The following is a 22,889-nucleotide window of genomic DNA, read 5'->3' on the forward strand; positions in this document are numbered from 1 at the left end:
AACTAACTGGCCAAAAATCTCAAAACCCCTGAAGATCTCAGTCACTTCGATCGGCTGCTGAAAAAAATCAGCGTCGTAGCAGCTCTCAATGCCGAAATGACCCATCACCTCGGCTACGATAAAAATCAGCCTAAACCGGGGACCAACGCCCGCAACGGCTATTCCACAAAAACCGTTACCACTGGCGATGGCCCGCTGGCGCTGCGTACTCCGCGCGATCGTGACGGTTCCTTTGAACCGCAACTGGTGAAGAAGAACCAGACCCGGATTACCGGGATGGATAACCAGATTTTATCGTTGTACGCCAAAGGGATGACCACCCGCGAGATCGCCGCCGCGTTCAAAGAGCTGTATGACGCCGATGTCTCGCCGGCGCTGGTCTCAAAGGTCACCGATGCGGTCATGGAGCAGGTTGTCGAATGGCAAAACCGGCCTCTGGATGCAGTCTATCCCATTGTTTATCTTGATTGTATCGTTCTAAAAGTCCGGCAGGACAGCCGCATCATCAACAAATCTGTGTTCCTGGCGCTGGGCATCAACATCGAAGGCCAGAAAGAGTTGCTAGGTATGTGGCTGGCCGAAAATGAAGGCGCAAAGTTCTGGCTGAACGTGCTGACAGAGCTAAAAAACCGCGGCCTGAACGATATCCTTATCGCCTGCATAGACGGGCTGAAAGGTTTCCCTGACGCTATTAACGCGGTGTATCCGGAGGCGCGGCTCCAGCTGTGTATCGTACATATGGTGCGCAACAGCCTGCGGTTCGTCTCCTGGAAGGACTTCAAGGCCGTCACCCGCGACCTGAAAGCTATCTATCAGGCCCCTACGGAAGAAGCCGGCTTGCAGGCGCTGGAAGCGTTCTCCAGTGCCTGGGACATCCGCTACCCGCAAATAAGTCGAAGCTGGCAGGCAAACTGGGCCAATCTGGCCACGTTCTTTGCCTACCCAACGGACATCCGCAAGGTGATCTACACGACCAACGCCATCGAGTCGTTAAACAGCGTGATCCGGCATGCCATCAAAAAGCGCAAGGTGTTCCCGACCGACGACGCAGTGAAAAAGGTGGTGTGGCTGGCGATACAGGCGGCCTCACAGAAATGGACAATGCCTTTGAGGGACTGGCGCATGGCAATGAGCCGCTTTATTATCGAGTTCGGTGACCGCCTGGACGGTCACTTCTGAGAAAAGGCATTTACACAGAATCGTGTACAGGGTCGTCGCAGGGTTGATGATAGGTACGGTGGGGCCACAGAAGTCGATGAAGAGCTTTTCGCCAGCCTTGTGCTCCATGCGCATAGAACGTCGCTGCTTCTTTTTCCAGTCACGGAACAGTGCACAAAACTGTGAGTAACCGAGGGCATCACCGCCCACGGCGGACTGATATTCCATCCAGAGCAGCTGCTTGGTCATGCCCTTGCGGCTTAACTCGGTATCGATATCAAGCCAGCTGGGTAAGGTATTGATAACTTTTCCGGATTTGCCGGGATAGAGCAGGCGGTCGAGATCGACGGGGGACAGTTCCGCCGGCAATGGCCAGACCAGGTTAGCTACCGTGAATCGGCCGAGGATATCGTGCACGGTAGTACAGCCTATGCCGAGCGCTGCTGCGATAGTGCGATTCGAGCGACGCTGCTCGAATTTCATACGTAAGACATTAATATAGATGCACATTTCCGTTCTCGCTTTCTTCTTTTTACGTGCCATGCCATGCCCCCGGAAGCTAAAAGTCTCCAGAGTATGGCGGAACAGAAGATGAGCGATCGGACAGAATCGGAATCGCTGATCGGGCGACCGGAATCAGTGATCGGATGAAATCAGAATTAGTGATCGGGTGAAATCGGAATCAGTGATCGGATGTGACCGGAACCAGCACCCCGGCGATATCCAGCGACAACGACCGATATTGCCCGGTCTCGTCGATACGCTCATAAAGGCGAATGTAGCTCTTGCTGCTGACCACCTGCACCGCTTCCGCCAGCGCATCCATTGCCCGCAACCAGCGCGGGTCGGTGATATCATGGCGACGTAATTGTAGAATACGGGCCGGATTAATATCACCGTTCTTGTCGGTGGAAAACGCCTGGTCAATAATGGCCAGCAGCTCCAGGCGCGCATTCTGCGTCCATTCCGTCATGCAATCATCAATCAATGCCTTGGCGGCCTGAATATGCTCATCAAAGGTAATGCGGTTCTGCAGGGCGCGGATAACCTTGTAGCGGCCATCAAAGGAATACAGTGTCACATTGCCTTTTCTGCCGCCACGTTTTACCCCGTACTGCTCAATCGACAGGTCAATCAATGCCTGGATATCGACAAACGCGCGGTGTTTAAAATCTCTTAATGCCTCATGCAGCGGCCGGGCGCGCGCCACTATATCTTTAACCAGCGCGTCGCGCTCCTTATCAATGGGTTTTACCATGGCGTCGGGTATCAATACGCCTTTGGCGTCCTGCCAGTAGCCGGCGGGCACTGTATTGTCATGTGAGTTAGTGGACATGATAACCTCTCCTGTTAAATGCATTAGTAATAGAGCCTTTATTAATCGACTCGAAATCAGCTCGGCACGATAATACGGTGGCAAGTGCATCGTGAATAAACTGGGCTTCCTTCTTTTCAACTTCACTGCCCACACCGCTGGCATTGATATTCATATCAATGCCGAGGGGCGTTTGCTGAACAACGATTTTAATTTCAATTGTCATAAGAGCCTCAATGTAATGACGCTGACCAAATCACTCGGCACCCACCTTTCATAAACGCCCCTTGTTTAAAACCACCCAGTGCGTTTTTGCCAACGGAGATATAATCCGCCTGCCCCTGTTTTAATAACTGCTCACAGAGCGGATGGTGTTCAATACGGATAACGGGTTTGCAATTATGCAATATCACGCTTTTTACGCTCACGCCTCTTATCGTCAAATAATGAATAACGGCTCCTGCCTGCGTCATCGCGGCGATAAGATGAGTGTTGGTCGATGCCGCTTTATGATGGACTGACATACTTTCCTCCTTCAATGAATTAGCATTTCCGCATAGCGGTCGATTAACGTCACGGACATCCCCTGATTGCCGATAGCGCTTGTCCGGGCCACCCCACGCACCAGTTTAAACAGGCGGCGATAATTGCCCCGTGAATGCTTGCGAAAGGCGGCGGCAATTTCCGGCGCAAGCGGCTCGCCCGATGCTTCATCGTTCGATAGCAGACTGCCCAGAATGGCACTGAAATCCTCGGCTTCACTCTCTTTCCGACGAGACTCCAGGTCTAACGCCATGCCCACCCGGCTATAGAGCTGGGCGTACTCCCCGCGTGAGCCTTTCAGATTGAGTAGCAAACGCGGCATCCCCGCCAATACAATGGCCACCCCGGAACGGTCGTGAATGCGGCGCAGGACCTCAAGCGCCCGGTAGGGCAGCAGCTCGGCCTCATCAACCAGCACTAACCAGTGCTTGTCACATAGCCCCTGTACGCACTCCTCGACCAGCTCATGAATATTGCCAGTTTTTCGCAGACCCAGCCGGGCGCACAGCGCCTGCAATAACACCTTGGCGGTATAGCCGGGGTTGGCTTCAATCAGGATGACGCCTTTATTGGCGCTGTTGGCGCACACATACTCCTTCAGCACCATGCTTTTTCCCATGCCTGCCGGGCCGTATATCACGCCGATATCGCCGAAGTCGTGCGTGGCACTAATCAGGTCCAGCGCCACCCTGGCCAGATGGGTCGGCACAAAATGCACCTTGATGTCCCGCCGGTGGGCGCGCTCTGTTTCGCGGTCAAGAAAATCCCGCAGCGTACCCTCAACGTTATCAATATTGCCATTGTAAACCCCCTTTAAATATTGTGAAATGATTGCGACGCTTAATTCGGTTTTATCGGCCACCTTGCGCTGGGTGTAGCCTGACCGCGCCATCAGCTGGTAAATACGTTCTCGCGTTGTCATACAATATATCCTTACCGGTTATTACCGACCTGCTTGATATCGTGCTCATATTCAGATTCAAATAAATACACCTTCTCTTTTTCGAGTGCCGCTGCCTTGGGTACCAGCAGGCTGTAATCGCTTTCCCTGGGCGCATCAATCACCGGACGTAATTCGTCTTTCGCATCCTGAATCTTGCTTTCGGCCAGTTTAATGCGACGCTTGGCGCGCGCTTCCAGCGCTTTTTCCACTCTGGAGACCGGCACCGGCGATGCGGTATTGCCATTCCAGAGCGCAGTGCAGAGATAAGCACCGTCCATCTGGCGAATAATCACTTCGTTCGGATTGTGGATATCGTAGGCCACCCGCACCGTCTGGCGGTCTACCTCAATCAGCTCCCTGGCAAAATACTGGTTATTCAACAGCTCAACCCAGCCGCGTTGGGCCACCCGTTTCTCTTCTGGCATAAACATCTCGCGCAACTCGCCCGGCGTCAGGTATTCAATGTTGTCTCCTTCCTCAGCCAGCAGGGCCTTGCGGTAGGCGGCCGGCGTCATCGATTTACCGTTGACCTTCGGCAGCGCGCTGTGCTCGTGACTGTGGTTATAGCGCTGTACCTCCTCTTCGATGGCGTCTATCAGCTGCCGCCAGCTGGGCAATATCGCCAGCGTTTTCTGCGGAACAGGATTCAGCTCTTTACCCTGACGCAAGGCATTCGACAGACTCAGCAGTTTTTGCCCCTGTACCCGCACCCCGTTGGGGTCAGCGCTTAGCCCGTTATAGGTCTGAAAGCGCAGAGCCTGCCGGCGAGGGAGAACCCCGTTAAGCCGCTCAATAATGCCCCGCGCCTGGGGATTGCCGGGGATACCGGTAATATGCTCAATGCCCAGCCGGGGAAAAATCTCGGTGATATCCGCATCGAGCATCTTGTTGGTCTCGCCACCGCCGTTATCGGAGTAGGCAAACAGCGGCTTGCCGTGGTGCTGGATGGCATAACGCCACGCATCGGCCACCGCGATGGCGTTTTCCGCCAGTGACAGGCTCCAGCCCACCAGATAGCGGGTGCGCCCGTCGAGCACCAAAGTCAGCTCTGGGGTAAAGGGCCGCCCGTGTATCGGATGCGCCACTTTCATGTTCAGCGACTTACCGTCGGCTATCCAGCAGCCGTTCACCGGCATCTGTGCCCAATCCCGCTGCTGGTAAACCTGATACGCCTTAAGCGCCGAGCCGGTGACCCGGCCCTTGACCCGTCGGTGAGGTGCCACCCGCTTGACCATGCGATTGACCTTGTCGTAGGTCGGCAGGGCCGCCAGCATGGCAGGCTGGTCATGGTATTTCCCCTGCCAGTCCGCCTGAAACGCGCGGTAGGCTTCCAGCACCGTCGGGCCACAGGGTCGGGCATAATGCGGCCAGAACAGGGCGTAGAACCACGTCATATCCGCGGGACGCTGTTTCCTGGGTTGACACCCGGAGCCAGTATCGCCAGACGCTCCTGGGGCCGCTCAGCGCTGAGATAGAGACTGACCCATTCCTGCAGGCTGCTTTTGCCCACCCCCTGCCGGGTGCGGCCCTTTTTGGCGTTGGCCAGTGTGGCGGCGCGCTGCAGGGCCTCGGGCAATGTACCGACCTTTGACTCGTCGACGATAAAAGTCACCGCCGCAATGCGGGTCATGCCGGCCTACTGCAATCGGATCACTTCCTGTGCCAGCATCATGCGCGCATCGGCAATCTGCTTTTGGTGATCGTTGAGGGCCTGCACCTTGCGGTCGAGCAGGGCCGGACATTGGCGCATGATCGCCAGCTCATCACGCGACTTGATGGCGGTGCTGCGCTTGACCGACTCATCAACCGGCTGGGCCGGGGCTTGCGCAATTAGAGATTTATAGTGCCGCTGTTTGATGATCTCGCGTGTTTGTTCTGGCAAACAATCGATGTGATACTCGAAAGCCTTGGTACCCGAACGCTTACGGACTAAATCGGGTGAATTTGTAGATATTTTTTTGAGGGTTAACCTCATTCCCTGAGCGGTGCTTGGCAAACCAAGCAATCCAATTAATTCGTTAATGCTAACAAACATAATTAAGAAACCTTACGCATATAACTATTTTTTCTATAGCCATATCTGCTGGGCCAGATAATTGATGGATCAACACCTATAACCTCAGCAACAAGTTGTTCATATTTTGGACATGGCCTACTAAGAACAGTTTTTACTACGTCCTGTTTCACACCGGCTTTAATATCAAGTGCTCGAAAAGTTACGCCTCTCTTATGTAGTTCTGCCTTGATGATTTCACGATGCCAATCCGCCCGAGCATCTTCATTTTGATGTGTCATTGAATTATCCTACAAAGTTACCTGTACGGAGTACCCCCGCGGGCCGTCTGTACAGGTAACTTATCCCTCTAACAAAAGAAAGTCAATGTCTTTCTTTTGTTTGTTTTTTTTGATAAATATCCAATCAATTCAAATAAACTCAAGGAGTTAGGAGAAAAGAAAGTTGTGATTATAAAAGAGAGATCAATTTCTTTTGATGATGAAGAAAAGAAAGAGTTCAGGCTAAGACTAAAATCATTAATGCAAGGGCGGACTCTTGATGAAAATGCAAAAAGATGGGGGGTAAAAAAATCAGATATAAATAATTACTTGTATAGGGGGTCAGTTCCTAGGTTGGCTAAAATCAAAGCGATAGCTGATGTCGAGGGAGTTGACTTGGAATGGCTCTTGTTAAAAAAGTGTCCTTCATTCAAAGAGAATACAGATATGAATGATAAAGAAAGAGATGAAAAACTCCGACAACCTAATGCTATAGATGTACATGCAAGCTTACTTCGTGCATTAGAAAGCCTATCTGAAGAAGAACAAATAGCATTAGCTCACTTGTTCTCAAGGAAAGGCGTTGAAATCGCCTTACTGCTTCTTGATGAGCAGAATCGCACACTGATACAGCTTTCAGAGACTCTCAAAGAGCATATAATTACTGAGTATGTCACTGGAGATAAGCAGAAATCCATCGCTGACAACAACGTGTGTGCTCCTGCTGAGGAAGAAAGACACAACAGACCTAATTTAACACACAATCACAAGCAGGCCATTTAAACAAGCGGAAATTATTTGTTTATTTTTTGTTAAAATAGCAAGTGTAAAACGACCCTGTACACGATTCTGTGTAAATGCCTTTTCTCAGAAGTGACCGTCCAGGCGATCACCGAACTCGATAATAAAGCGGCTCATTGCCATGCGCCAGTCCCTCAAAGGCATTGTCCATTTCTGTGAGGCCGCCTGTATCGCCAGCCACACCACCTTTTTCACTGCGTCGTCGGTCGGGAACACCTTGCGCTTTTTGATGGCATGCCGGATCACGCTGTTTAACGACTCGATGGCGTTGGTCGTGTAGATCACCTTGCGGATGTCCGTTGGGTAGGCAAAGAACGTGGCCAGATTGGCCCAGTTTGCCTGCCAGCTTCGACTTATTTGCGGGTAGCGGATGTCCCAGGCACTGGAGAACGCTTCCAGCGCCTGCAAGCCGGCTTCTTCCGTAGGGGCCTGATAGATAGCTTTCAGGTCGCGGGTGACGGCCTTGTAGTCCTTCCAGGAGACGAACCGCAGGCTGTTGCGCACCATATGCACGATACACAGCTGGAGCCGCGCCTCCGGATACACCGCGTTAATAGCGTCAGGGAAACCTTTCAGCCCGTCTACGCAGGCGATAAGGATATCGTTCAGGCCGCGGTTTTTCAGCTCTGTCAGCACGTTCAGCCAGAACTTTGCGCCTTCATTTTCAGCCAGCCACATACCTAGCAACTCTTTCTGGCCTTCGATGTTGATGCCCAGCGCCAGGAACACAGATTTGTTGATGATGCGGCTGTCCTGCCGGACTTTTAGAACGATACAGTCAAGATAAACAATGGGATAGACTGCATCCAGAGGCCGGTTTTGCCATTCGACAACCTGCTCCATGACCGCATCGGTGACCTTTGAGACCAGCGCCGGCGAGACATCGGCGTCATACAGCTCTTTGAACGCGGCGGCGATCTCGCGGGTGGTCATCCCTTTGGCGTACAACGATAAAATCTGGTTATCCATCCCGGTAATCCGGGTCTGGTTCTTCTTCACCAGTTGCGGTTCAAAGGAACCGTCACGATCGCGCGGAGTACGCAGCGCCAGCGGGCCATCGCCAGTGGTAACGGTTTTTGTGGAATAGCCGTTGCGGGCGTTGGTCCCCGGTTTAGGCTGATTTTTATCGTAGCCGAGGTGATGGGTCATTTCGGCATTGAGAGCTGCTTCGACGCTGATTTTTTTCAGCAGCCGATCGAAGTGACTGAGATCTTCAGGGGTTTTGAGATTTTTGGCCAGTTCGTTAGCCAGAGCCTGCAACTGTTTTTCGTCCATAAATTAACCTGTTTTTGATGTTGGATTGAACATATCAAAATCAGGCAAATACACAAATTTCTAAACAGGCTCTGTAAAACTGTTTAAACGGCCTTCAAACTTACTCAAACTACGACCAATCCAGTCCAGAATATAGTGCAAAAAAATCATTTTTTGCTCATTTTTTTGCGACGAGTCCAGAATCCTTAAAATCGCTGTAAGCCTCGCCAGTAAAGGGCTTCCGGCTTAATCCATCGTTCCCCTTGAGAGTCCAGAAATGATTGCCACCCCACATCCTGCTCCTTTGCTGTGATTACGGTATCTGACATTTCAGCGTCCGATGCCCTGAGGCGGCAAGCCGGCCTGAGGAGAGACCCGCTTTAGGGACGGATTAGTCAAGCGAATTACCGTTAAAATAGCGTAATGTAAATAAACTGACACAAAAATGTTGCCGTTTTGAGAACCGTTGCGCACTAAAATGCGGTGCACGGCGGCGCCATGCCCATTATCGGTGCAGGCCCTGCACCGTGACGGCGCGACGGTTTACGCCCACGCATCACGTCGCCGCATCAGTACCCTCAACGAAATAATTGGCAGCAATATTCATGCCAGGTGAAACTATTTCCACGCTATGGAGCACGATCGTTTATGGCGCAAACAGGTTATCTGCCAGCGGTGGCGGGGAATCCACCGGCATGGAAAAGGCTCTCCAGAATAAGAACGGGGTAGTTCATGACCTGGCCGGCTGACGCGGATAGGCGGTGCCAGGCGCGGTAAATTCTGCTAATGGGGTTAGAGGCGCGGCGGCGGGGCCGGCGAGGAGAGGCAAGGTAAACCCCTTTGACGGCGGTGACGACATGGTTACGGGCCGGCGGCGTTAGGCGCAGTAAGCCCTCAGATTGGCAGTGACGGTTTCACGGCGATGAGGCCCGAGCAGGGACGGTCACGGAGGCGTTATGGCAACTGAGACCGTTTGCCTCGTTTGCTTACTGCGCCGCGCGCTGAGGGCGCTTTCGCTATTGCGCCGCCTTATGCAGGGCAACGTGCGCCTTGAACACCTCCAGCGCCTTCGGCAACTGCGCCGGATCGTGCTGTCTACCGCTTTCCCACAGACCGGCGAAGCCAATAGCGCGCACAGCGCCGGGTCCACGGAAATCTGCGCCCGGCCATTCACGCGAAAACACTCCGACCAGCCCGGAATCAAAAACAGCAGGCCGGCAAACGGGTGATGCAGCAGATTGGTCAAGCCATCCAGACGATTATTGCCCCCCCGATCCGGCAGTAGCAGCGTTTTGTCGTTCTTTACCTGGATAAATCCCGGTTCACCGCCCTTGGGCGAGCAGTCGAACCCACGGGGACCTTGGGTACCCAACACCACAAACGGCGACAGGGCGATAAGCCGCCGCACATGATCATCTAGATGATCAATCTGTTTATGCAGCACGCCGGGATGGGGGCGGCGTAATAGTCGCGCAACTGCGTGCTGTCCTGCAAAATATAGCGTTCATCAAGCAGCATGCCATGTCCTCAGGCGGGTCGGCGGCGATCAAACACCAGCGCGGTCAATCCGGCCAGCAGCGTAACAATCCATAGCGGCCAGGAGCCGGCACGGGCGTAGGGGGTCAGCCCCCGCGTCGGGGTGACGTGGACGTTGAGCACATCACGGGTGAATTGCGGCAATTGCGCCAGCGGCGTCCCGTCGGCGTTGATAACCGCGGTGATGCCGTTATTGGTGCTGCGCAGCAGCGGCCGCCCCAGCTCCAGCGAGCGCATGCGCGCCATTTGGAAATGCTGCCACGGGCCGATGGAATGGCCAAACCAGGCGTCGTTGGACACGGTCAGCAGGAAGTCGGTATCGGGACGGAAATTATCCCGCACCTGGCCGCCCAGGATAATCTCGTAGCAGACGGTGGCGGTAAGTTTCATGCCGGCCACCTGCAGCTGCGGCTGCAAATACTCTCCTTGGCTGAGGGAGGACATCGGCAGATTGAACAGCGGCGCCAGCGGCCGCAGGAGACGCTCAAACGGCACGGTTTCGCCCAAGGGTACCAGATGATGCTTGTTGTAGCGATCCCTCGAGGGATAACGGTAAGGCGTGTCTTCGCCCAACACCACGATGCTGTTGTAATAATCGTAGCCGTGCGGCGTAGGCCGCGCGTCGATGATGCCGGTGATTAAACGGGTATGCCCCTGCCGCAATTGTTCATCGAGCCGAGTCAGGAACGCGTTCTGGGCAATCTCGTCGTCGGGGATGGCCGACTCCGGCCAAATGACCATCTGCTCCTTGCCAAGGGCCGGCAGGGTACGCTGCAGGTAAATATCCAGCGTCGGGCCGACCTGACTGGCCTCCCATTTCATCCACTGGGCAATATTGCCCTGCACCAGCGCCACGTCAATGGCCCGCGCCGGCTGAGGCTGGTACCACTGTAACGAGCACAGCGGCCAGGGCAGCAGCAGCGCCAGCGCGCCCAGCGCCGGCAGCCATCGCCGCCGCGCCAGCGCAAAGACCGCCAGGCCGCTTATCATCATTAGCATGAAGGTGATAGCCTGTACGCCCAAGAGCGGCGCGATCCCTTTTAACGGTCCATCAATTTGACTGTAGCCAAATTCCAGCCAGGGGAAACCGCTCAATACCCAGCCGCGCAGAAATTCGGTGACCGACCACAGCACCGGCGCGCCGAGCGCCAGCCGCCACAGGCTGGTACGCGGCCACAGCCGTGCCAGCAGAGCGGCAAACAGCATGGGGTAGAGCGCCAGATAGGCGGCCAGCACCACCACCAGCGCCACGTTTACCGGACCAGGCAGACCGCCGAATTGCGCGATGCTGACGTAGACCCAGTTAACGCCGGTGCCGAACAGGCCAAAGCCCCAGACAAAGCCCAGCCAGCCGGCCTGCCGGCCGCTGCGGTTGAGCGTGACCGCCAGCAGGCCGCCGAGCGAGAGAATGGCCGCGGGCCAGAAATCGTACGGGGAAAATGCCAGGGTGCCGCAGGCGCCGGTAACGAGCGCCAGCAGCGCGCGGAGCCGCTGGCATGCAAACAGTGGGGGGATGGCCATTGGGAATTTAATCTTCCATGGTGGGTTGCGGTGAATTCTCGGGTATTTTGACATGCACCTGGATAATGCGTCGGCTGTCGGCCATCGCCACTTTGAAATTGTAGCCGTCGATGTCAATGGCCTCGCCGCGCGCCGGCAAATGACCAAAGGCCTGCATCACCAAGCCGCCGATGGTATCCACTTCCTCGTCGCTGAAGTGCGTATTGAAGACGTCGTTAAAATCCTCAATGGGGGTTAACGCGCGGATGGTGAAGGTGTGGCGGTTCAGTTGGCGGATATTCCGATCCTCTTCATCGTCGTATTCATCTTCGATTTCGCCGACGATAAGCTCCAGGATATCCTCGATGGTCACCAGACCGGACACGCCGCCGAATTCATCTATGACGATGGCCATGTGATAGCGCTGGGAGCGGAACTCCTTGAGCATGCGGTCCACCCGCTTGCTTTCCGGCACCACGACCGCCGGCCGCAAGATCTTCTCGATGCTGAAGGGTTCGTCGTGGCTGAGCATGAACGGCAGCAAATCCTTGGCCAGCAGGATCCCTTCCACATGATCTTTATCTTCGCTGATGACCGGAAAGCGAGAATGGGCCGATTCGACGATAACGTCAAGGCACTCCTGTAGGGATTGGTTTTTCATTAGCGTGATGATCTGCGAGCGGGGGATCATGATATCCCACACCCGCTGTTCGGCGATATCCATGACGCCTTCCAGCATATCGCGGGTATCGGGGTCGATAAGCTCGTTCTGTTCGGAATCCCTGATAAGTTCCAAAAGATCGTCACGGTTTTTCGGTTCACCGTGAAACAGCTGATTTAGCATCAGGGTAAAAAAGCCCTTCTTGGGACTGGGGCTGTCGTTGCTCTGCGAATGGTCGTCGCTCATAGCGTTAAGTTAGTTTCACTCTCTAATAATTAAAGGGAAAGGGAGATTACGCGTCTTTTTCCGCAAGATAGGGATCCGGGTAACCGAGCTTTTGCATAATCTCCGTTTCCAGCGATTCCATCTCCAGGGCTTCCTCATCCAGGATATGATCATACCCTAACAGATGCAGCGAACCGTGAACAACCATATGCGCCCAATGCGCCTCTAACGCTTTCTCCTGCTGCTGCGCTTCGCGTTCCACCACCTGGCGGCAGATAACCAAATCCCCCAGCAGAGGCAGTTCCACTTCCGGCGGGGCTTCAAAGGGAAAGGAGAGCACGTTGGTGGGCCTGTCTTTGCCGCGGTAGGTGAGGTTGAGTTCATGGCTTTCCGTTTCGTCCACCAGGCGCACGGTGACTTCCGCGCAGTCGCGAAACAGAGGCAACACGCCCTGCAACCAGCGCAGAAAATCTGCTTCGGCGGGTAGATCGCGCGCGTCATCGCAGGCCAGCTGCAGGTCCAGTATCACCTCGCTCATGCGTTATGCTCCCCGGCGGACGGCGAACCTGAACCGCCCTGTGCTGCGCCGTTACTCTGGCCCAAGGACTCGCGTTTACGCTTGGCGGCCAGCTGATCTTTGCGTTTCTGGTCAGCGCTTTCCCAGGCTTCATAGGCATTGACGATACGCGCCACCACCGGGTGGCGCACCACGTCTTCGCTGTGGAAGAAATTGAAGCTGATTTCCTCGACTTCCGCCAGCACTTCCACCGCGTGACGCAGCCCTGATTTCTGGTTGCGCGGTAAGTCTATCTGCGTGACGTCGCCGGTTATCACCGCTTTGGAATTGAAACCGATGCGGGTCAGGAACATCTTCATTTGTTCAATGGTGGTGTTCTGGCTCTCGTCAAGAATAATGAAAGCGTCGTTCAGCGTACGCCCGCGCATGTAGGCCAGCGGCGCGACCTCGATGACATTGCGCTCAATCAGTTTTTCCACCCGCTCGAAACCCAGCATCTCAAACAGCGCGTCGTAAAGCGGGCGCAGATAAGGGTCGACTTTTTGACTGAGATCGCCGGGCAGGAAACCCAGCTTCTCCCCGGCTTCCACCGCCGGACGGGTCAGGAGAATACGGCGGATCTCTTGCCGCTCCAGCGCATCTACCGCCGCCACCACCGCCAGATAGGTTTTACCGGTCCCGGCCGGACCGACGCCGAAAGTAATGTCATGATCGAGAATGTGGGCGATATATTGCGCCTGGTTCGGGGTACGCGGTTTAATGATGCCGCGTTTGGTTTGTATATTCACCGCGCGGCCATAATCGGGCACGCTATCCGCCGTTTGTTCCAGTACCCGGCTCTGTTTGATGGCCAGATGGATTTGTTCCGGCTCAATATCGGCAATGATGCCCCGTAGCGGCGCCGTGTCGACGTACAGCGAGGTGAGAATGAACGCGGCGGCGTCGACGCACAGCGGCTTGCCCACCAGCTTGAAAATATTGTCACGCCGATTGATCTCAATGCCCAACCGGCGCTCAAGTTGCTTGATGTTGTCATCAAACGGCCCACAGAGGCTCAATAGACGGTTGTTGTCTGCTGGTTCCAGCATGATTTCTTTGGTTTCGACGTTCAAATCTTTCCTCTCGGCACAAAAGCCATTACAGGGTGAACCACAGGCCGGGAGCCGGGGGGTCGGCACCGGGGCACATGGCTAATAAATGAAGCATCCCCGCCCATGCGTCAAGGGCAAAGACCATTATATGTATATTGGGGCACAATTAGTGCAATGCAACCAGGGCAATGGCGAGCCGCCCCGGCGTGATGGCGGGCAGGGGGGCTCACGGCTGGTAAATGCCCACGCCCATTTCGTTCTCTTTACGGGTGCGGGCAATGACCGACGCCGGGCTTTCATGGCTGCGCAATGCCATTTGATCTTCGGTGCGCAACAGCACGCCGCGCAGCGAATTGGGATAGACATCCACAATTTCCACATCGACGAATTTGCCTATCATGGACGGCGCGCCCTCAAAATTGACGACCCGATTGTTCTCGGTGCGTCCGGACAGTTCCATCACATTTTTGCGCGATGTGCCTTCCACGAGGATACGCTGCACCGTGCCCTGCATGCGGCGGCTGAACTGCATGGCTTGTTGCGTGATGCGTTCCTGCAAAATATGCAGCCGCTGCTTCTTTTCTTCTTCGCTGACGTCGTCCACCATATCGGCGGTGGGCGTACCGGGACGGGCGGAGTATATAAAACTGAAGCTCATGTCGAAATTCACGTCGGCGATAAGCTTCATCGTTTGCTCAAAATCATGCTGGGTTTCGCCCGGGAAGCCGATGATGAAGTCCGAGCTGATCTGGATATCCGGGCGCGCCTGGCGCAGCCGGCGGATGATTGATTTATATTCCAGCGCGGTATGGGCGCGTTTCATCATGGTCAGAATGCGATCGGAGCCGCTTTGCACCGGCAGATGCACGAAGCTGACCAGCTCCGGGGTATCGCGGTAGACATCGATAATATCGTCGGTGAACTCGATGGGATGACTGGTGATATACCGGATACGGTCGATTCCGTCGATGGCCGCCACCAGCCGCAGCAGTTCGGCGAAGGTGCAGATACCGCCGTCATAGCTGGCGCCGCGATAGGCGTTGACGTTTTGCCCCAGCAGGTTGACTTCGCGCACGCCCTGATCCGCCAACTGGGCAATCTCGAACAGAATATCGTCGCACGGACGGCTCACTTCCTCGCCGCGGGTGTAGGGTACGACGCAGAAACTGCAGTATTTGTTGCAGCCTTCCATGATCGAGACAAAGGCGGTCGGCCCTTCCGCGCGCGGCTCCGGCAGCCGGTCAAATTTTTCAATTTCCGGGAAGCTGATATCCACCACCGGGCTGCGGGTGCCGTTGACGTGATTAATCATTTCCGGCAGGCGATGCAGGGTCTGCGGCCCGAAAATGATATCCACATAGTTGGCCCGTTCGCGGATATGGGCGCCTTCCTGAGACGCCACGCAGCCGCCAACGCCGATAATCAAATCCGGCCGGGCTTCCTTCAGCATCCGCCAGCGGCCCAGCTGATGAAATACCTTCTCCTGCGCTTTTTCCCGGATGGAGCAGGTATTGAGCAGCAGGACATCCGCCTCTTCGGGATTGTCCGTCAACTGGTAGCCTTGGGTGCTGTCCAGTAAGTCGGCCATCTTGGATGAATCGTATTCATTCATCTGACAGCCCCAGGTTTTGATATGGAGTTTTTTGGTCATCAGCTTGCTATTACTCAATGCAGTATTAAAAAGCCCGCAGGCTTGCGCAGGGCGCGTATTGTAATCCTTTGCCGGTGTTGTGACCAGTCTAGCGCGCACGACGCCGCTATGAAGGGCCAATTTTGCGGTACACTACCGGAATCTGAAAAATAATAGCGTAGGCATTGGCCGAAATGAAGACGAGCGAAGCGTGCTATGACGTAGTGGTGGCCGGCGGCGGCATGGTGGGGGGGGCGCTGGCGCTGGCGCTGGCCCAGGCGGGATTTCGGGTGCTGGTTGTCGACCCGGCGTTGCCAACGTCCGTGGCCGACGACGCGCCGCCGGATTTACGGGTGTCAGCCATCAGTTGCGCCTCTGTGGCGCTGCTGCGTCGCATCCAGGCCTGGCAGCGCATCGACGACCGTTTTTGTGTACCGTACCGCCGCCTGGAAACCTGGGAGTGGCCGTCCTCGAGAGTGGCGTTCGATGCCGCCTCCCTGAGCCTGCCGGAGCTGGGTTTTATGGTGGAGAACCGCCGGCTGCAGCAGGCGTTGTGGCAGGGATTCGCCGATTGCGGCCCGTTGACGCTGCGTTGCACGGCCTCGCTCGACGCCATGGTCCATGAGGGCGGCCGCTGGCGGCTGACGCTGAGTGGCGGCAGTACCGTCACGAGCCGGGTCGTGGTCGGGGCCGACGGCGCGCAATCCTGGGTGCGGCGGCAGGCGGGCATCGCGGTCAGCGGCTGGCAGTACCGACAATCCTGCCTGCTGCTCAGCGTGGAAACCGAGGGCGAGCAACAGGACGTGACCTGGCAGGCGTTCCATCCCTCCGGTCCGCGGGCGTTTTTACCGCTCTACGGCCGGTGGGCGTCGCTGGTATGGTATGACGGCTCGGCGCGTATCCGCCAACTGGAGAAACTCTCGCTGCCGGCGCTGGCGCGGGAAGTGCAGGCGGCCTTCCCCGCGCGGCTCGGCGTGTTCACCCTGCATGGCGCGGCATCGTTTCCCCTGACGCGTCAGCATGCCCGCGACTACGTCAAGCCGGGGCTGGCGCTGGTTGGCGATGCCGCGCATACCATTAATCCGCTGGCGGGGCAGGGGGCCAATCTCGGCTTTCGCGATGCCGAGGCGTTGGCGGAGGTGTTGATCGAGGCTCGCCGTCGTGATGAACCCTGGGATACGCTGGCGGTATTGCAACGTTACCAGCGCCGCCGGCGCGGCGATAACCTGCTGATGCAGGCGGGAATGGATGCGTTCTATACGGCGTTCAGCAACGATCTGCCGCCGCTGATGCTGGCGCGCAACCTCGGCCTGATGCTGGCTGAGCACGCCGGCGGCATTAAGCAGCGGGTGTTGCGCTACGCGTTGGGTCTGTGAACCCCTGTCAGGAGTGACGCCCGGCGGTGTCGGCCGCCGGCATTGGGGAGCGGCTATCCCGCGCAAGCGCCTGGACGGTATGCCGTGCGGCCGCGACTTTTGTCTTTGGTAAACGACAATGCTCGCCTCACACACTGAAAAACCTTTCATCATTCTGCAAAAACACAATCTTGTGAGAATGCTGTCTGTAAGTAACAGCATTGCAACGGGTGTGCGAGCTGGCGACTCTCCCCACGGCATAGCTCAGTTTGAGCGCCTAAATGGAGTCAAAACGAAGGGGATAATGCCTATGACCAATTTGGACCCTGTACACGATTCTGTGTAAATGCCTTTTCTCAGAAGTGACCGTCCAGGCGGTCACCGAACTCGATAATAAAGCGGCTCATTGCCATGCGCCAGTCCCTCAAAGGCATTGTCCATTTCTGTGAGGCCGCCTGTATCGCCAGCCACACCACCTTTTTCACTGCGTCGTCGGTCGGGAACACCTTGCGCTTTTTGATGGCATGCCGGATCACGCTGTTTAACGACTCGATGGCGTTGGTCGTGTAGATCACCTTGCGGATGTCCGTTGGGTAGGCAAAGAACGTGGCCAGATTGGCCCAGTTTGCCTGCCAGCTTCGACTTATTTGCGGGTAGCGGATGTCCCAGGCACTGGAGAACGCTTCCAGCGCCTGCAAGCCGGCTTCTTCCGTAGGGGCCTGATAGATAGCTTTCAGGTCGCGGGTGACGGCCTTGTAGTCCTTCCAGGAGACGAACCGCAGGCTGTTGCGCACCATATGCACGATACACAGCTGGAGCCGCGCCTCCGGATACACCGCGTTAATAGCGTCAGGGAAACCTTTCAGCCCGTCTACGCAGGCGATAAGGATATCGTTCAGGCCGCGGTTTTTCAGCTCTGTCAGCACGTTCAGCCAGAACTTTGCGCCTTCATTTTCGGCCAGCCACATACCTAGCAACTCTTTCTGGTCTTCGATGTTGATGCCCAGCGCCAGGAACACAGATTTGTTGATGATGCAGCTGTCCTGCCGGACTTTTAGAACGATACAGTCAAGATAAACAATGGGATAGACTGCATCCAGAGGCCGGTTTTGCCATTCGACAACCTGCTCCATGACCGCATCGGTGACCTTTGAGACCAGCGCCGGCGAGACATCGGCGTCATACAGCTCTTTGAACGCGGCGGCGATCTCGCGGGTGGTCATCCCTTTGGCGTACAACGATAAAATCTGGTTATCCATCCCGGTAATCCGGGTCTGGTTCTTCTTCACCAGTTGCGGTTCAAAGGAACCGTCACGATCGCGCGGAGTACGCAGCGCCAGCGGGCCATCGCCAGTGGTAACGGTTTTTGTGGAATAGCCGTTGCGGGCGTTGGTCCCCGGTTTAGGCTGATTTTTATCGTAGCCGAGGTGATGGGTCATTTCGGCATTGAGAGCTGCTTCGACGCTGATTTTTTTCAGCAGCCGATCGAAGTAACTGAGATCTTCAGGGGTTTTGAGATTTTTGGCCAGTTCGTTAGCCAGAGCCTGCAACTGTTTTTCGTCCATAAATTAACCTGTTTTTGATGTTGGATTGAACATATCAAAATCAGGCAAATACACAAATTTCTAAACAGGCTCTACTCTTGAGGAATTCTATAGCCCGGCGCTTTCCTGCCTTTTTAATCCAGCCAGAAATCGGGCGACTATTTTCTCTTGGTCTTGATAAAAAACATATGGAAAAACTTTCCATTACTGAGCGTGCCGTGTCTGGTTTGGTCGGCGGTGTGCCGAATTAGTTAACGCCGTTAATTCGCGTTGAAATAATCTTTCATGCTCCATTGAGCTTGCATTTTTTTATGATGCACACATTCTCTTTCCAACACCCCCGAGGCGCTGCATCTGGTAAAGTTGGTCGATGTAGCAGATCGCTTGCGCCTTGCCATCAAACAAGCCGAACGACTGATCACCGCAGAACACTTCATAACGCGCGACGCGGTGCGCGGCGATTTTGGGGCGGTAGTGAATGACAAACCGAGCCTGTTTAGAAATTTGTGTATTTGCCTGATTTTGATATGTTCAATCCAACATCAAAAACAGGTTAATTTATGGACGAAAAACAGTTGCAGGCTCTGGCTAACAAACTAGCCAAAAATCTCAAAACCCCTGAAGATCTCAGTCACTTCGATCGGCTGCTGAAAAAAATCAGCGTCGAAGCAGCTCTCAATGCCGAAATGACCCATCACCTCGGCTACGATAAAAATCAGCCTAAACCGGGGACCAACGCCCGCAACGGCTATTCCACAAAAACCGTTACCACTGGCGATGGCCCGCTGGTGCTGCGTACTCCGCGCGATCGTGACGGTTCCTTTGAACCGCAACTGGTGAAGAAGAACCAGACCCGGATTACCGGGATGGATAACCAGATTTTATCGTTGTACGCCAAAGGGATGACCACCCGCGAGATCGCCGCCGCGTTCAAAGAGCTGTATGACGCCGATGTCTCGCCGGCGCTGGTCTCAAAGGTCACCGATGCGGTCATGGAGCAGGTTGTCGAATGGCAAAACCGGCCTCTGGATGCAGTCTATCCCATTGTTTATCTTGACTGTATCGTTCTAAAAGTCCGGCAGGACAGCCGCATCATCAACAAATCTGTGTTCCTGGCGCTAGGCATCAACATCGAAGGCCAGAAAGAGTTGCTAGGTATGTGGCTGGCCGAAAATGAAGGCGCAAAGTTCTGGCTGAACGTGCTGACAGAGCTGAAAAACCGCGGCCTGAACGATATCCTTATCGCCTGCGTAGACGGGCTGAAAGGTTTCCCTGACGCTATTAACGCGGTGTATCCGGAGGCGCGGCTCCAGCTGTGTATCGTGCATATGGTGCGCAACAGCCTGCGGTTCGTCTCCTGGAAGGACTACAAGGCCGTCACCCGCGACCTGAAAGCTATCTATCAGGCCCCTACGGAAGAAGCCGGCTTGCAGGCGCTGGAAGCGTTCTCCAGTGCCTGGGACATCCGCTACCCGCAAATAAGTCGAAGCTGGCAGGCAAACTGGGCCAATCTGGCCACGTTCTTTGCCTACCCAACGGACATCCGCAAGGTGATCTACACCGACCAACGCCATCGAGTCGTTAAACAGCGTGATCCGGCATGCCATCAAAAAGCGCAAGGTGTTCCCGACCGACGACGCAGTGAAAAAGGTGGTGTGGCTGGCGATACAGGCGGCCTCACAGAAATGGACAATGCCTTTAGGGACTGGCGCATGGCAATGAGCCGCTTTATTATCGAGTTCGGTGACCGCCTGGACGATCACTTCTGAGAAAAGGCATTTACACAGAATCGTGTACAGGGTCGACAAAAACCCCTTATAGCAATGCATGTAGCGATTTTTTCTGATTAACGTTTGCATCATGCTCTGGTGTCCGTCCGTTTCCTATGCCGTTCCACTGAGTCTTCTGGCGCTGCTTATGCGGCAACCTGCCATACTTGCGGCTCCGGCAGATGACCGGTGTAAAACTGTCTGATAATGCGGTCTATCTGCGCGGCGCTGTCGATATCTCCGGCGGCCCAGGCATCGTCTAATGCATCCTCCAGACCAATACTTAGCCAGTAAGCGTAATCGTCGTCTAACTACTGTTGCAACTCGGGCGGCGTGGCTGTCGCAGCGCGGAGGTTCGCCCGCTTGGTGTGATATTCCTGCACGAGTTCGTTTATCAATGTGGCGTAGGCCGGTTGCATTGGCTTTCTCCTACAAACGTTGGCGGGCGTAGCGCTCAACGGCTGCCTTGCGGGCTTGATAGGCTTTGCGCATGTCGTCGGCGCGTTTCTGCTGGATATGTTCTATCAGCCTGCTGAAAAGCACATAGAGCATGAAGCAGGGAAAGGGAAGAATGCCCAAAATGAAGATGATGTCTTTCATACAAAACCTTGCATGACGCATTTACCTTTCACCTGCCCATCCTCTCGACGTAGCGCTCAGCATTACGTTTAGCATTCAAATAAATAGCGTAAAGATTTACGCGCCGCTTGGCTCCAGGTCTAGTTTGGAGAATGGGAAGGTCACCAACATCCGCCTGAGTACGAACTATTTGCTTATTTTTCCCGATGCGTCTCGCATAGTAGGAGATTGACTCCTCCAAAATTTCACCATAGGGGTCGTCAGATGGGAGATCCTCCACCCTCACATGCATAAGCTTTTTTTGTCGGTTTTTACCCATAGTGATACCCTTTAAATTCACGCAGTTTAACGTTACTAAATGTCACCCATGGGTGACCTAACGCAGAGGATAGGATCCTTATGGTGACCTTGTCAATGGCGCATGCAAAAAAACTTAAAGTAATAAGACAAGCTGAGGGCATGACGCAAAGCGAATTTGCTGAAGCTCTGGGGATTGGCCTAGGAACAATCAAAAACTATGAATCAGGCATAAAAGGTGTTGGTGCATTGATTTTAGATAAAGTGACAAATCATCCACGATTTACTAAATACACGCTGTGGTTAATGACGGGAAACATAGCTCCGGAATCGGGGCAAGTTGACCCGGCTCTCTCCCCTGATGGGCACGTAAGCACATCCAGATCCCAAAAACTTCAAGAGGCTGGTTAATTGCTTGCCGGCTCAAAAAATCTTGGGGTAAAGGTGGAATGGTGACGTTAGGAGATCTTGTGCAATGAGCATTAAACCTCTCAATGGTGAGGGATACATGGTAGATGTTCGCCCACAAGGTCGGCAAGGTAGGCGCATTCGCAAAAAATTCAAAACCAAGGCAGAAGCACAGCAGTTTGAGCGCTGGATAATTGCGACGCAAAACAATAAGGATTGGGTGGCAAAACCAGCGGACCAACGAGCATTAACAGAATTGATAGAGCTCTGGTTTCAACATCACGGCCAAAACCTTAAAGATGGCTTAAAGACTGTGCACAAGTTGCGATTGATGGCGGCTAAGATGGGAGATCCCAAAGCCAGCCAAATTACAAAAGCTTCATTCTCTGACTATCGAGTGCTACGCCTTGCTGAAGGAAAAAAAGCAAAAACCATTAATCTTGATCAAGAAAAATTAGGAGCCGTATTCTCCGTTCTGATTGAGTTGGGGCATTACCATGGCGAGCACCCACTCAAAGAAATGAAAAAAATCAAGCTACCAGCTCAAGAAATGGGGTTCTTAACTCGTGAGGAAATTAACTCGTTACTCGCTAGATTAGAGGGAGATCAGCTTAAAGCTGTAAAGCTTTGCTTGGCAACTGGAGCACGTTGGGGAGAGGTGGTCAAACTTCGACGGGAAGAGGTGATAGGAAACAAGGTAACCTATCTCAACACAAAGAATAACAAAAATAGGACGGTTCCCATTTCCACTGAACTTTGTGCCCAAATTACAGACAGTATCCAGAACGATCGACTATTTGCAAATCTCAACTATCGATACATAAGAGACCGTATTAAGGAAATCGCCCCCAACCTTCCAGCAGGCCAAGCGGTTCACGTTTTGCGGCATACTTTTGCTAGTCACTTTATGATGAACGGAGGCAATATTTTAGCACTACAAAGAATTTTGGGACATTCAAGCATTTTGCAAACAATGGCTTATGCGCATTTCGCGCCTGATTATCTACAAGATGCAGTTAAGTTTAATCCGTTGATTGGAAATAATAATCATGAGTAACATAATAGGAAAAAGAGAAATATCGCTACATGAATCGTTATCCGAGTCGACAAAAAAAACGCTAAAAAAATGGTTTAATAAAATAGATGAAGTGCCAACTGAAAAAGAGCAGCTTCTTTTATTAAATCTTAGCCCTAAGCTTTTTGCTAATTTTCTTGATTCTAAAGGCGTAAGCAAGCAGTGTTTATCATGTGGGGCTCGTAAGCTTGTTGTTCCAACAGAAACAGCGCCAAAAGCTGATTCGGGAATAATGCTTCTTGCTTCAGACTCTCCAGAAACAATACAAAAAAAATTGATGATTCAACTTTTAAATATGTATCATTCATGTTAGTTGATCCTGATGGTCCTTATTTTATTTACAATTTAAAATATCGCGTAATATGCGAAAATTGCGGGTTTATTGCTAGTTACCTAATTAATTCTGTTATTGAT

The 22,889-nt window shown here is 53.9% G+C and carries 23 protein-coding genes and 3 pseudogenes; 7 read left to right on the forward strand and 19 right to left on the reverse strand.

Annotated elements, in window-relative coordinates:
* The first annotated feature begins 6 nt into the window (after positions 1-6).
* Entirely contained in the window at positions 7-1,179 is a 1,173-nt protein-coding gene (locus SOPEG_RS10655) for an IS256-like element ISSoEn2 family transposase (protein WP_148297056.1), read from the forward strand.
* A gap of 30 nt (positions 1,180-1,209) precedes the next feature.
* On the opposite strand, the pseudogene SOPEG_RS27430 reads toward SOPEG_RS10655, so the two are convergent.
* The 9 genes and pseudogenes from SOPEG_RS27430 to SOPEG_RS24620 form a co-directional block, all read right to left on the reverse strand.
* Positions 1,210-1,701: pseudogene (locus SOPEG_RS27430) on the reverse strand (IS21 family transposase); the annotation flags it as partial.
* 139 nt (positions 1,702-1,840) lie between these two features.
* A complete protein-coding gene (locus SOPEG_RS10660; protein WP_025245321.1) occupies positions 1,841-2,494 on the reverse strand; it encodes a DUF3164 family protein in 654 nt (217 codons plus the stop codon).
* Positions 2,484-2,699, reverse strand: a complete 216-nt coding sequence (locus tag SOPEG_RS10665) for a hypothetical protein (protein WP_025245322.1) — start codon at positions 2,697-2,699, stop codon at positions 2,484-2,486. The genes SOPEG_RS10660 and SOPEG_RS10665 overlap by 11 nt, the downstream gene beginning before the upstream one ends.
* A gap of 7 nt (positions 2,700-2,706) precedes the next feature.
* Positions 2,707-2,997, reverse strand: coding sequence for a hypothetical protein (locus SOPEG_RS10670; protein ID WP_025245323.1), 291 nt, complete (start codon positions 2,995-2,997; stop codon positions 2,707-2,709).
* An 11-nt stretch (positions 2,998-3,008) separates the two neighbouring features.
* Complete coding sequence (locus SOPEG_RS10675) at positions 3,009-3,938, reverse strand: AAA family ATPase (protein ID WP_025245324.1); 930 nt, start codon at positions 3,936-3,938, stop codon at positions 3,009-3,011.
* An 11-nt stretch (positions 3,939-3,949) separates the two neighbouring features.
* Positions 3,950-5,353 carry a Mu transposase C-terminal domain-containing protein gene (locus tag SOPEG_RS10680; protein WP_236851742.1) on the reverse strand — a complete coding sequence of 468 codons (1,404 nt, stop codon included), beginning with the start codon at positions 5,351-5,353 and terminating at the stop codon, positions 3,950-3,952.
* Positions 5,350-5,589 carry a hypothetical protein gene (locus tag SOPEG_RS29490; protein WP_236851743.1) on the reverse strand — a complete coding sequence of 80 codons (240 nt, stop codon included), beginning with the start codon at positions 5,587-5,589 and terminating at the stop codon, positions 5,350-5,352. Before SOPEG_RS29490 ends, SOPEG_RS10680 begins: the two co-directional genes overlap by 4 nt.
* A 6-nt stretch (positions 5,590-5,595) precedes the next feature.
* Positions 5,596-5,994 carry a MerR family transcriptional regulator gene (locus SOPEG_RS29495; RefSeq protein WP_236851745.1) on the reverse strand — a complete coding sequence of 133 codons (399 nt, stop codon included), beginning with the start codon at positions 5,992-5,994 and terminating at the stop codon, positions 5,596-5,598.
* A gap of 2 nt (positions 5,995-5,996) precedes the next feature.
* Positions 5,997-6,254 carry a helix-turn-helix domain-containing protein gene (locus SOPEG_RS24620; RefSeq protein ID WP_071882175.1) on the reverse strand — a complete coding sequence of 86 codons (258 nt, stop codon included), beginning with the start codon at positions 6,252-6,254 and terminating at the stop codon, positions 5,997-5,999.
* Positions 6,255-6,350: 96 nt separating this feature from the next.
* Here SOPEG_RS24620 and SOPEG_RS22860 point away from each other — a divergent pair, with 96 nt between their 5' ends.
* Positions 6,351-7,016, forward strand: coding sequence for a helix-turn-helix domain-containing protein (locus SOPEG_RS22860; protein ID WP_025245325.1), 666 nt, complete (start codon positions 6,351-6,353; stop codon positions 7,014-7,016).
* A gap of 84 nt (positions 7,017-7,100) precedes the next feature.
* Here the strand turns inward: SOPEG_RS22860 and SOPEG_RS10690 are convergent, their stop codons facing one another.
* From SOPEG_RS10690 to miaB, 7 genes and pseudogenes are all read right to left on the reverse strand, one after another.
* Positions 7,101-8,309, reverse strand: a complete 1,209-nt coding sequence (locus SOPEG_RS10690; RefSeq protein ID WP_025244030.1) for an IS256-like element ISSoEn2 family transposase — start codon at positions 8,307-8,309, stop codon at positions 7,101-7,103.
* Between the two features lie 995 nt (positions 8,310-9,304).
* A pseudogene (locus tag SOPEG_RS10695) lies at positions 9,305-9,806 on the reverse strand (pyridoxamine 5'-phosphate oxidase family protein).
* A 9-nt stretch (positions 9,807-9,815) separates the two neighbouring features.
* Positions 9,816-11,345 carry an apolipoprotein N-acyltransferase gene (lnt, locus tag SOPEG_RS10700; RefSeq protein ID WP_025245326.1) on the reverse strand — a complete coding sequence of 510 codons (1,530 nt, stop codon included), beginning with the start codon at positions 11,343-11,345 and terminating at the stop codon, positions 9,816-9,818.
* A 7-nt stretch (positions 11,346-11,352) separates the two neighbouring features.
* Positions 11,353-12,231 (reverse strand): CNNM family magnesium/cobalt transport protein CorC, encoded by an 879-nt coding sequence (gene corC, locus SOPEG_RS10705; RefSeq protein ID WP_025245327.1) that lies wholly within the window; start codon positions 12,229-12,231, stop codon positions 11,353-11,355.
* A 46-nt stretch (positions 12,232-12,277) separates the two neighbouring features.
* The gene (ybeY, locus tag SOPEG_RS10710) at positions 12,278-12,748 is read right to left on the reverse strand and encodes an rRNA maturation RNase YbeY (protein WP_025245328.1); all 471 of its coding nucleotides are present in this window, start codon (positions 12,746-12,748) and stop codon (positions 12,278-12,280) included.
* Positions 12,745-13,839 carry a PhoH family protein gene (locus tag SOPEG_RS10715; RefSeq protein ID WP_025245329.1) on the reverse strand — a complete coding sequence of 365 codons (1,095 nt, stop codon included), beginning with the start codon at positions 13,837-13,839 and terminating at the stop codon, positions 12,745-12,747. Before SOPEG_RS10715 ends, ybeY begins: the two co-directional genes overlap by 4 nt.
* Positions 13,840-14,044: 205 nt before the next feature.
* On the reverse strand, positions 14,045-15,469 hold the full coding sequence (gene miaB, locus SOPEG_RS10720; RefSeq protein ID WP_038468615.1) for a tRNA (N6-isopentenyl adenosine(37)-C2)-methylthiotransferase MiaB: 1,425 nt from the start codon (positions 15,467-15,469) through the stop codon (positions 14,045-14,047).
* A 173-nt stretch (positions 15,470-15,642) separates the two neighbouring features.
* Between miaB and ubiF the strand changes: the two genes are divergently transcribed.
* Complete coding sequence (gene ubiF, locus SOPEG_RS10725; protein WP_025245331.1) at positions 15,643-16,824, forward strand: 3-demethoxyubiquinol 3-hydroxylase; 1,182 nt, start codon at positions 15,643-15,645, stop codon at positions 16,822-16,824.
* A gap of 335 nt (positions 16,825-17,159) precedes the next feature.
* Here the strand turns inward: ubiF and SOPEG_RS10730 are convergent, their stop codons facing one another.
* The gene (locus SOPEG_RS10730; RefSeq protein ID WP_025245332.1) at positions 17,160-18,368 is read right to left on the reverse strand and encodes an IS256-like element ISSoEn2 family transposase; all 1,209 of its coding nucleotides are present in this window, start codon (positions 18,366-18,368) and stop codon (positions 17,160-17,162) included.
* Positions 18,369-18,907: 539 nt separating this feature from the next.
* Here SOPEG_RS10730 and SOPEG_RS10735 point away from each other — a divergent pair.
* A pseudogene (locus tag SOPEG_RS10735) lies at positions 18,908-20,116 on the forward strand (IS256-like element ISSoEn2 family transposase).
* A gap of 429 nt (positions 20,117-20,545) precedes the next feature.
* Here the strand turns inward: SOPEG_RS10735 and SOPEG_RS29500 are convergent.
* Both SOPEG_RS29500 and SOPEG_RS10740 read right to left on the reverse strand, forming a co-directional pair.
* The gene (locus SOPEG_RS29500) at positions 20,546-20,716 is read right to left on the reverse strand and encodes a hypothetical protein (protein WP_236851748.1); all 171 of its coding nucleotides are present in this window, start codon (positions 20,714-20,716) and stop codon (positions 20,546-20,548) included.
* Positions 20,717-20,744: 28 nt separating this feature from the next.
* The gene (locus SOPEG_RS10740) at positions 20,745-21,014 is read right to left on the reverse strand and encodes a hypothetical protein (RefSeq protein WP_025245333.1); all 270 of its coding nucleotides are present in this window, start codon (positions 21,012-21,014) and stop codon (positions 20,745-20,747) included.
* An 80-nt stretch (positions 21,015-21,094) separates the two neighbouring features.
* Here SOPEG_RS10740 and SOPEG_RS10745 point away from each other — a divergent pair, with 80 nt between their 5' ends.
* From SOPEG_RS10745 to SOPEG_RS27435, 3 genes are all read left to right on the forward strand, one after another.
* Entirely contained in the window at positions 21,095-21,403 is a 309-nt protein-coding gene (locus SOPEG_RS10745) for a helix-turn-helix domain-containing protein (RefSeq protein WP_038468619.1), read from the forward strand.
* A 64-nt stretch (positions 21,404-21,467) separates the two neighbouring features.
* Positions 21,468-22,457 carry a phage integrase gene (locus SOPEG_RS10750; RefSeq protein WP_025245335.1) on the forward strand — a complete coding sequence of 330 codons (990 nt, stop codon included), beginning with the start codon at positions 21,468-21,470 and terminating at the stop codon, positions 22,455-22,457.
* Positions 22,450-22,788: a hypothetical protein gene (locus tag SOPEG_RS27435; RefSeq protein WP_148297057.1), complete on the forward strand. Its 339-nt coding sequence runs from the start codon at positions 22,450-22,452 to the stop codon at positions 22,786-22,788. Before SOPEG_RS10750 ends, SOPEG_RS27435 begins: the two co-directional genes overlap by 8 nt.
* Positions 22,789-22,889 lie beyond the last annotated feature (101 nt).

The organism is Candidatus Sodalis pierantonius str. SOPE (genome assembly GCF_000517405.1).
Classification (GTDB): domain Bacteria; phylum Pseudomonadota; class Gammaproteobacteria; order Enterobacterales; family Enterobacteriaceae; genus Sodalis_C; species Sodalis_C pierantonii.

Bases quoted from the DNA above. Each gene is read 5' to 3' on its own strand.
- SOPEG_RS24620 (WP_071882175.1), bottom strand. From the start codon at position 6,254: ATGACACATCAAAATGAAGATGCTCGGGCGGATTGGCATCGTGAAATC.
- miaB (WP_038468615.1), bottom strand. From the start codon at position 15,469: ATGACCAAAAAACTCCATATCAAAACCTGGGGCTGTCAGATGAATGAA.
- SOPEG_RS10680 (WP_236851742.1), bottom strand. From the start codon at position 5,353: ATGACGTGGTTCTACGCCCTGTTCTGGCCGCATTATGCCCGACCCTGT.
- SOPEG_RS29500 (WP_236851748.1), bottom strand. From the start codon at position 20,716: ATGAAAGACATCATCTTCATTTTGGGCATTCTTCCCTTTCCCTGCTTC.
- SOPEG_RS29490 (WP_236851743.1), bottom strand. From the start codon at position 5,589: ATGACCCGCATTGCGGCGGTGACTTTTATCGTCGACGAGTCAAAGGTC.
- SOPEG_RS29495 (WP_236851745.1), bottom strand. From the start codon at position 5,994: ATGTTTGTTAGCATTAACGAATTAATTGGATTGCTTGGTTTGCCAAGC.
- SOPEG_RS27435 (WP_148297057.1), top strand. From the start codon at position 22,450: ATGAGTAACATAATAGGAAAAAGAGAAATATCGCTACATGAATCGTTA.
- SOPEG_RS10665 (WP_025245322.1), bottom strand. From the start codon at position 2,699: ATGACAATTGAAATTAAAATCGTTGTTCAGCAAACGCCCCTCGGCATT.
- SOPEG_RS10740 (WP_025245333.1), bottom strand. From the start codon at position 21,014: ATGGGTAAAAACCGACAAAAAAAGCTTATGCATGTGAGGGTGGAGGAT.
- SOPEG_RS10675 (WP_025245324.1), bottom strand. From the start codon at position 3,938: ATGACAACGCGAGAACGTATTTACCAGCTGATGGCGCGGTCAGGCTAC.
- ubiF (WP_025245331.1), top strand. From the start codon at position 15,643: ATGAAGACGAGCGAAGCGTGCTATGACGTAGTGGTGGCCGGCGGCGGC.
- SOPEG_RS10730 (WP_025245332.1), bottom strand. From the start codon at position 18,368: ATGGACGAAAAACAGTTGCAGGCTCTGGCTAACGAACTGGCCAAAAAT.
- ybeY (WP_025245328.1), bottom strand. From the start codon at position 12,748: ATGAGCGAGGTGATACTGGACCTGCAGCTGGCCTGCGATGACGCGCGC.
- SOPEG_RS10745 (WP_038468619.1), top strand. From the start codon at position 21,095: ATGGTGACCTTGTCAATGGCGCATGCAAAAAAACTTAAAGTAATAAGA.
- SOPEG_RS10690 (WP_025244030.1), bottom strand. From the start codon at position 8,309: ATGGACGAAAAACAGTTGCAGGCTCTGGCTAACGAACTGGCCAAAAAT.
- SOPEG_RS10660 (WP_025245321.1), bottom strand. From the start codon at position 2,494: ATGTCCACTAACTCACATGACAATACAGTGCCCGCCGGCTACTGGCAG.
- corC (WP_025245327.1), bottom strand. From the start codon at position 12,231: ATGAGCGACGACCATTCGCAGAGCAACGACAGCCCCAGTCCCAAGAAG.
- SOPEG_RS10670 (WP_025245323.1), bottom strand. From the start codon at position 2,997: ATGTCAGTCCATCATAAAGCGGCATCGACCAACACTCATCTTATCGCC.
- lnt (WP_025245326.1), bottom strand. From the start codon at position 11,345: ATGGCCATCCCCCCACTGTTTGCATGCCAGCGGCTCCGCGCGCTGCTG.
- SOPEG_RS10750 (WP_025245335.1), top strand. From the start codon at position 21,468: ATGAGCATTAAACCTCTCAATGGTGAGGGATACATGGTAGATGTTCGC.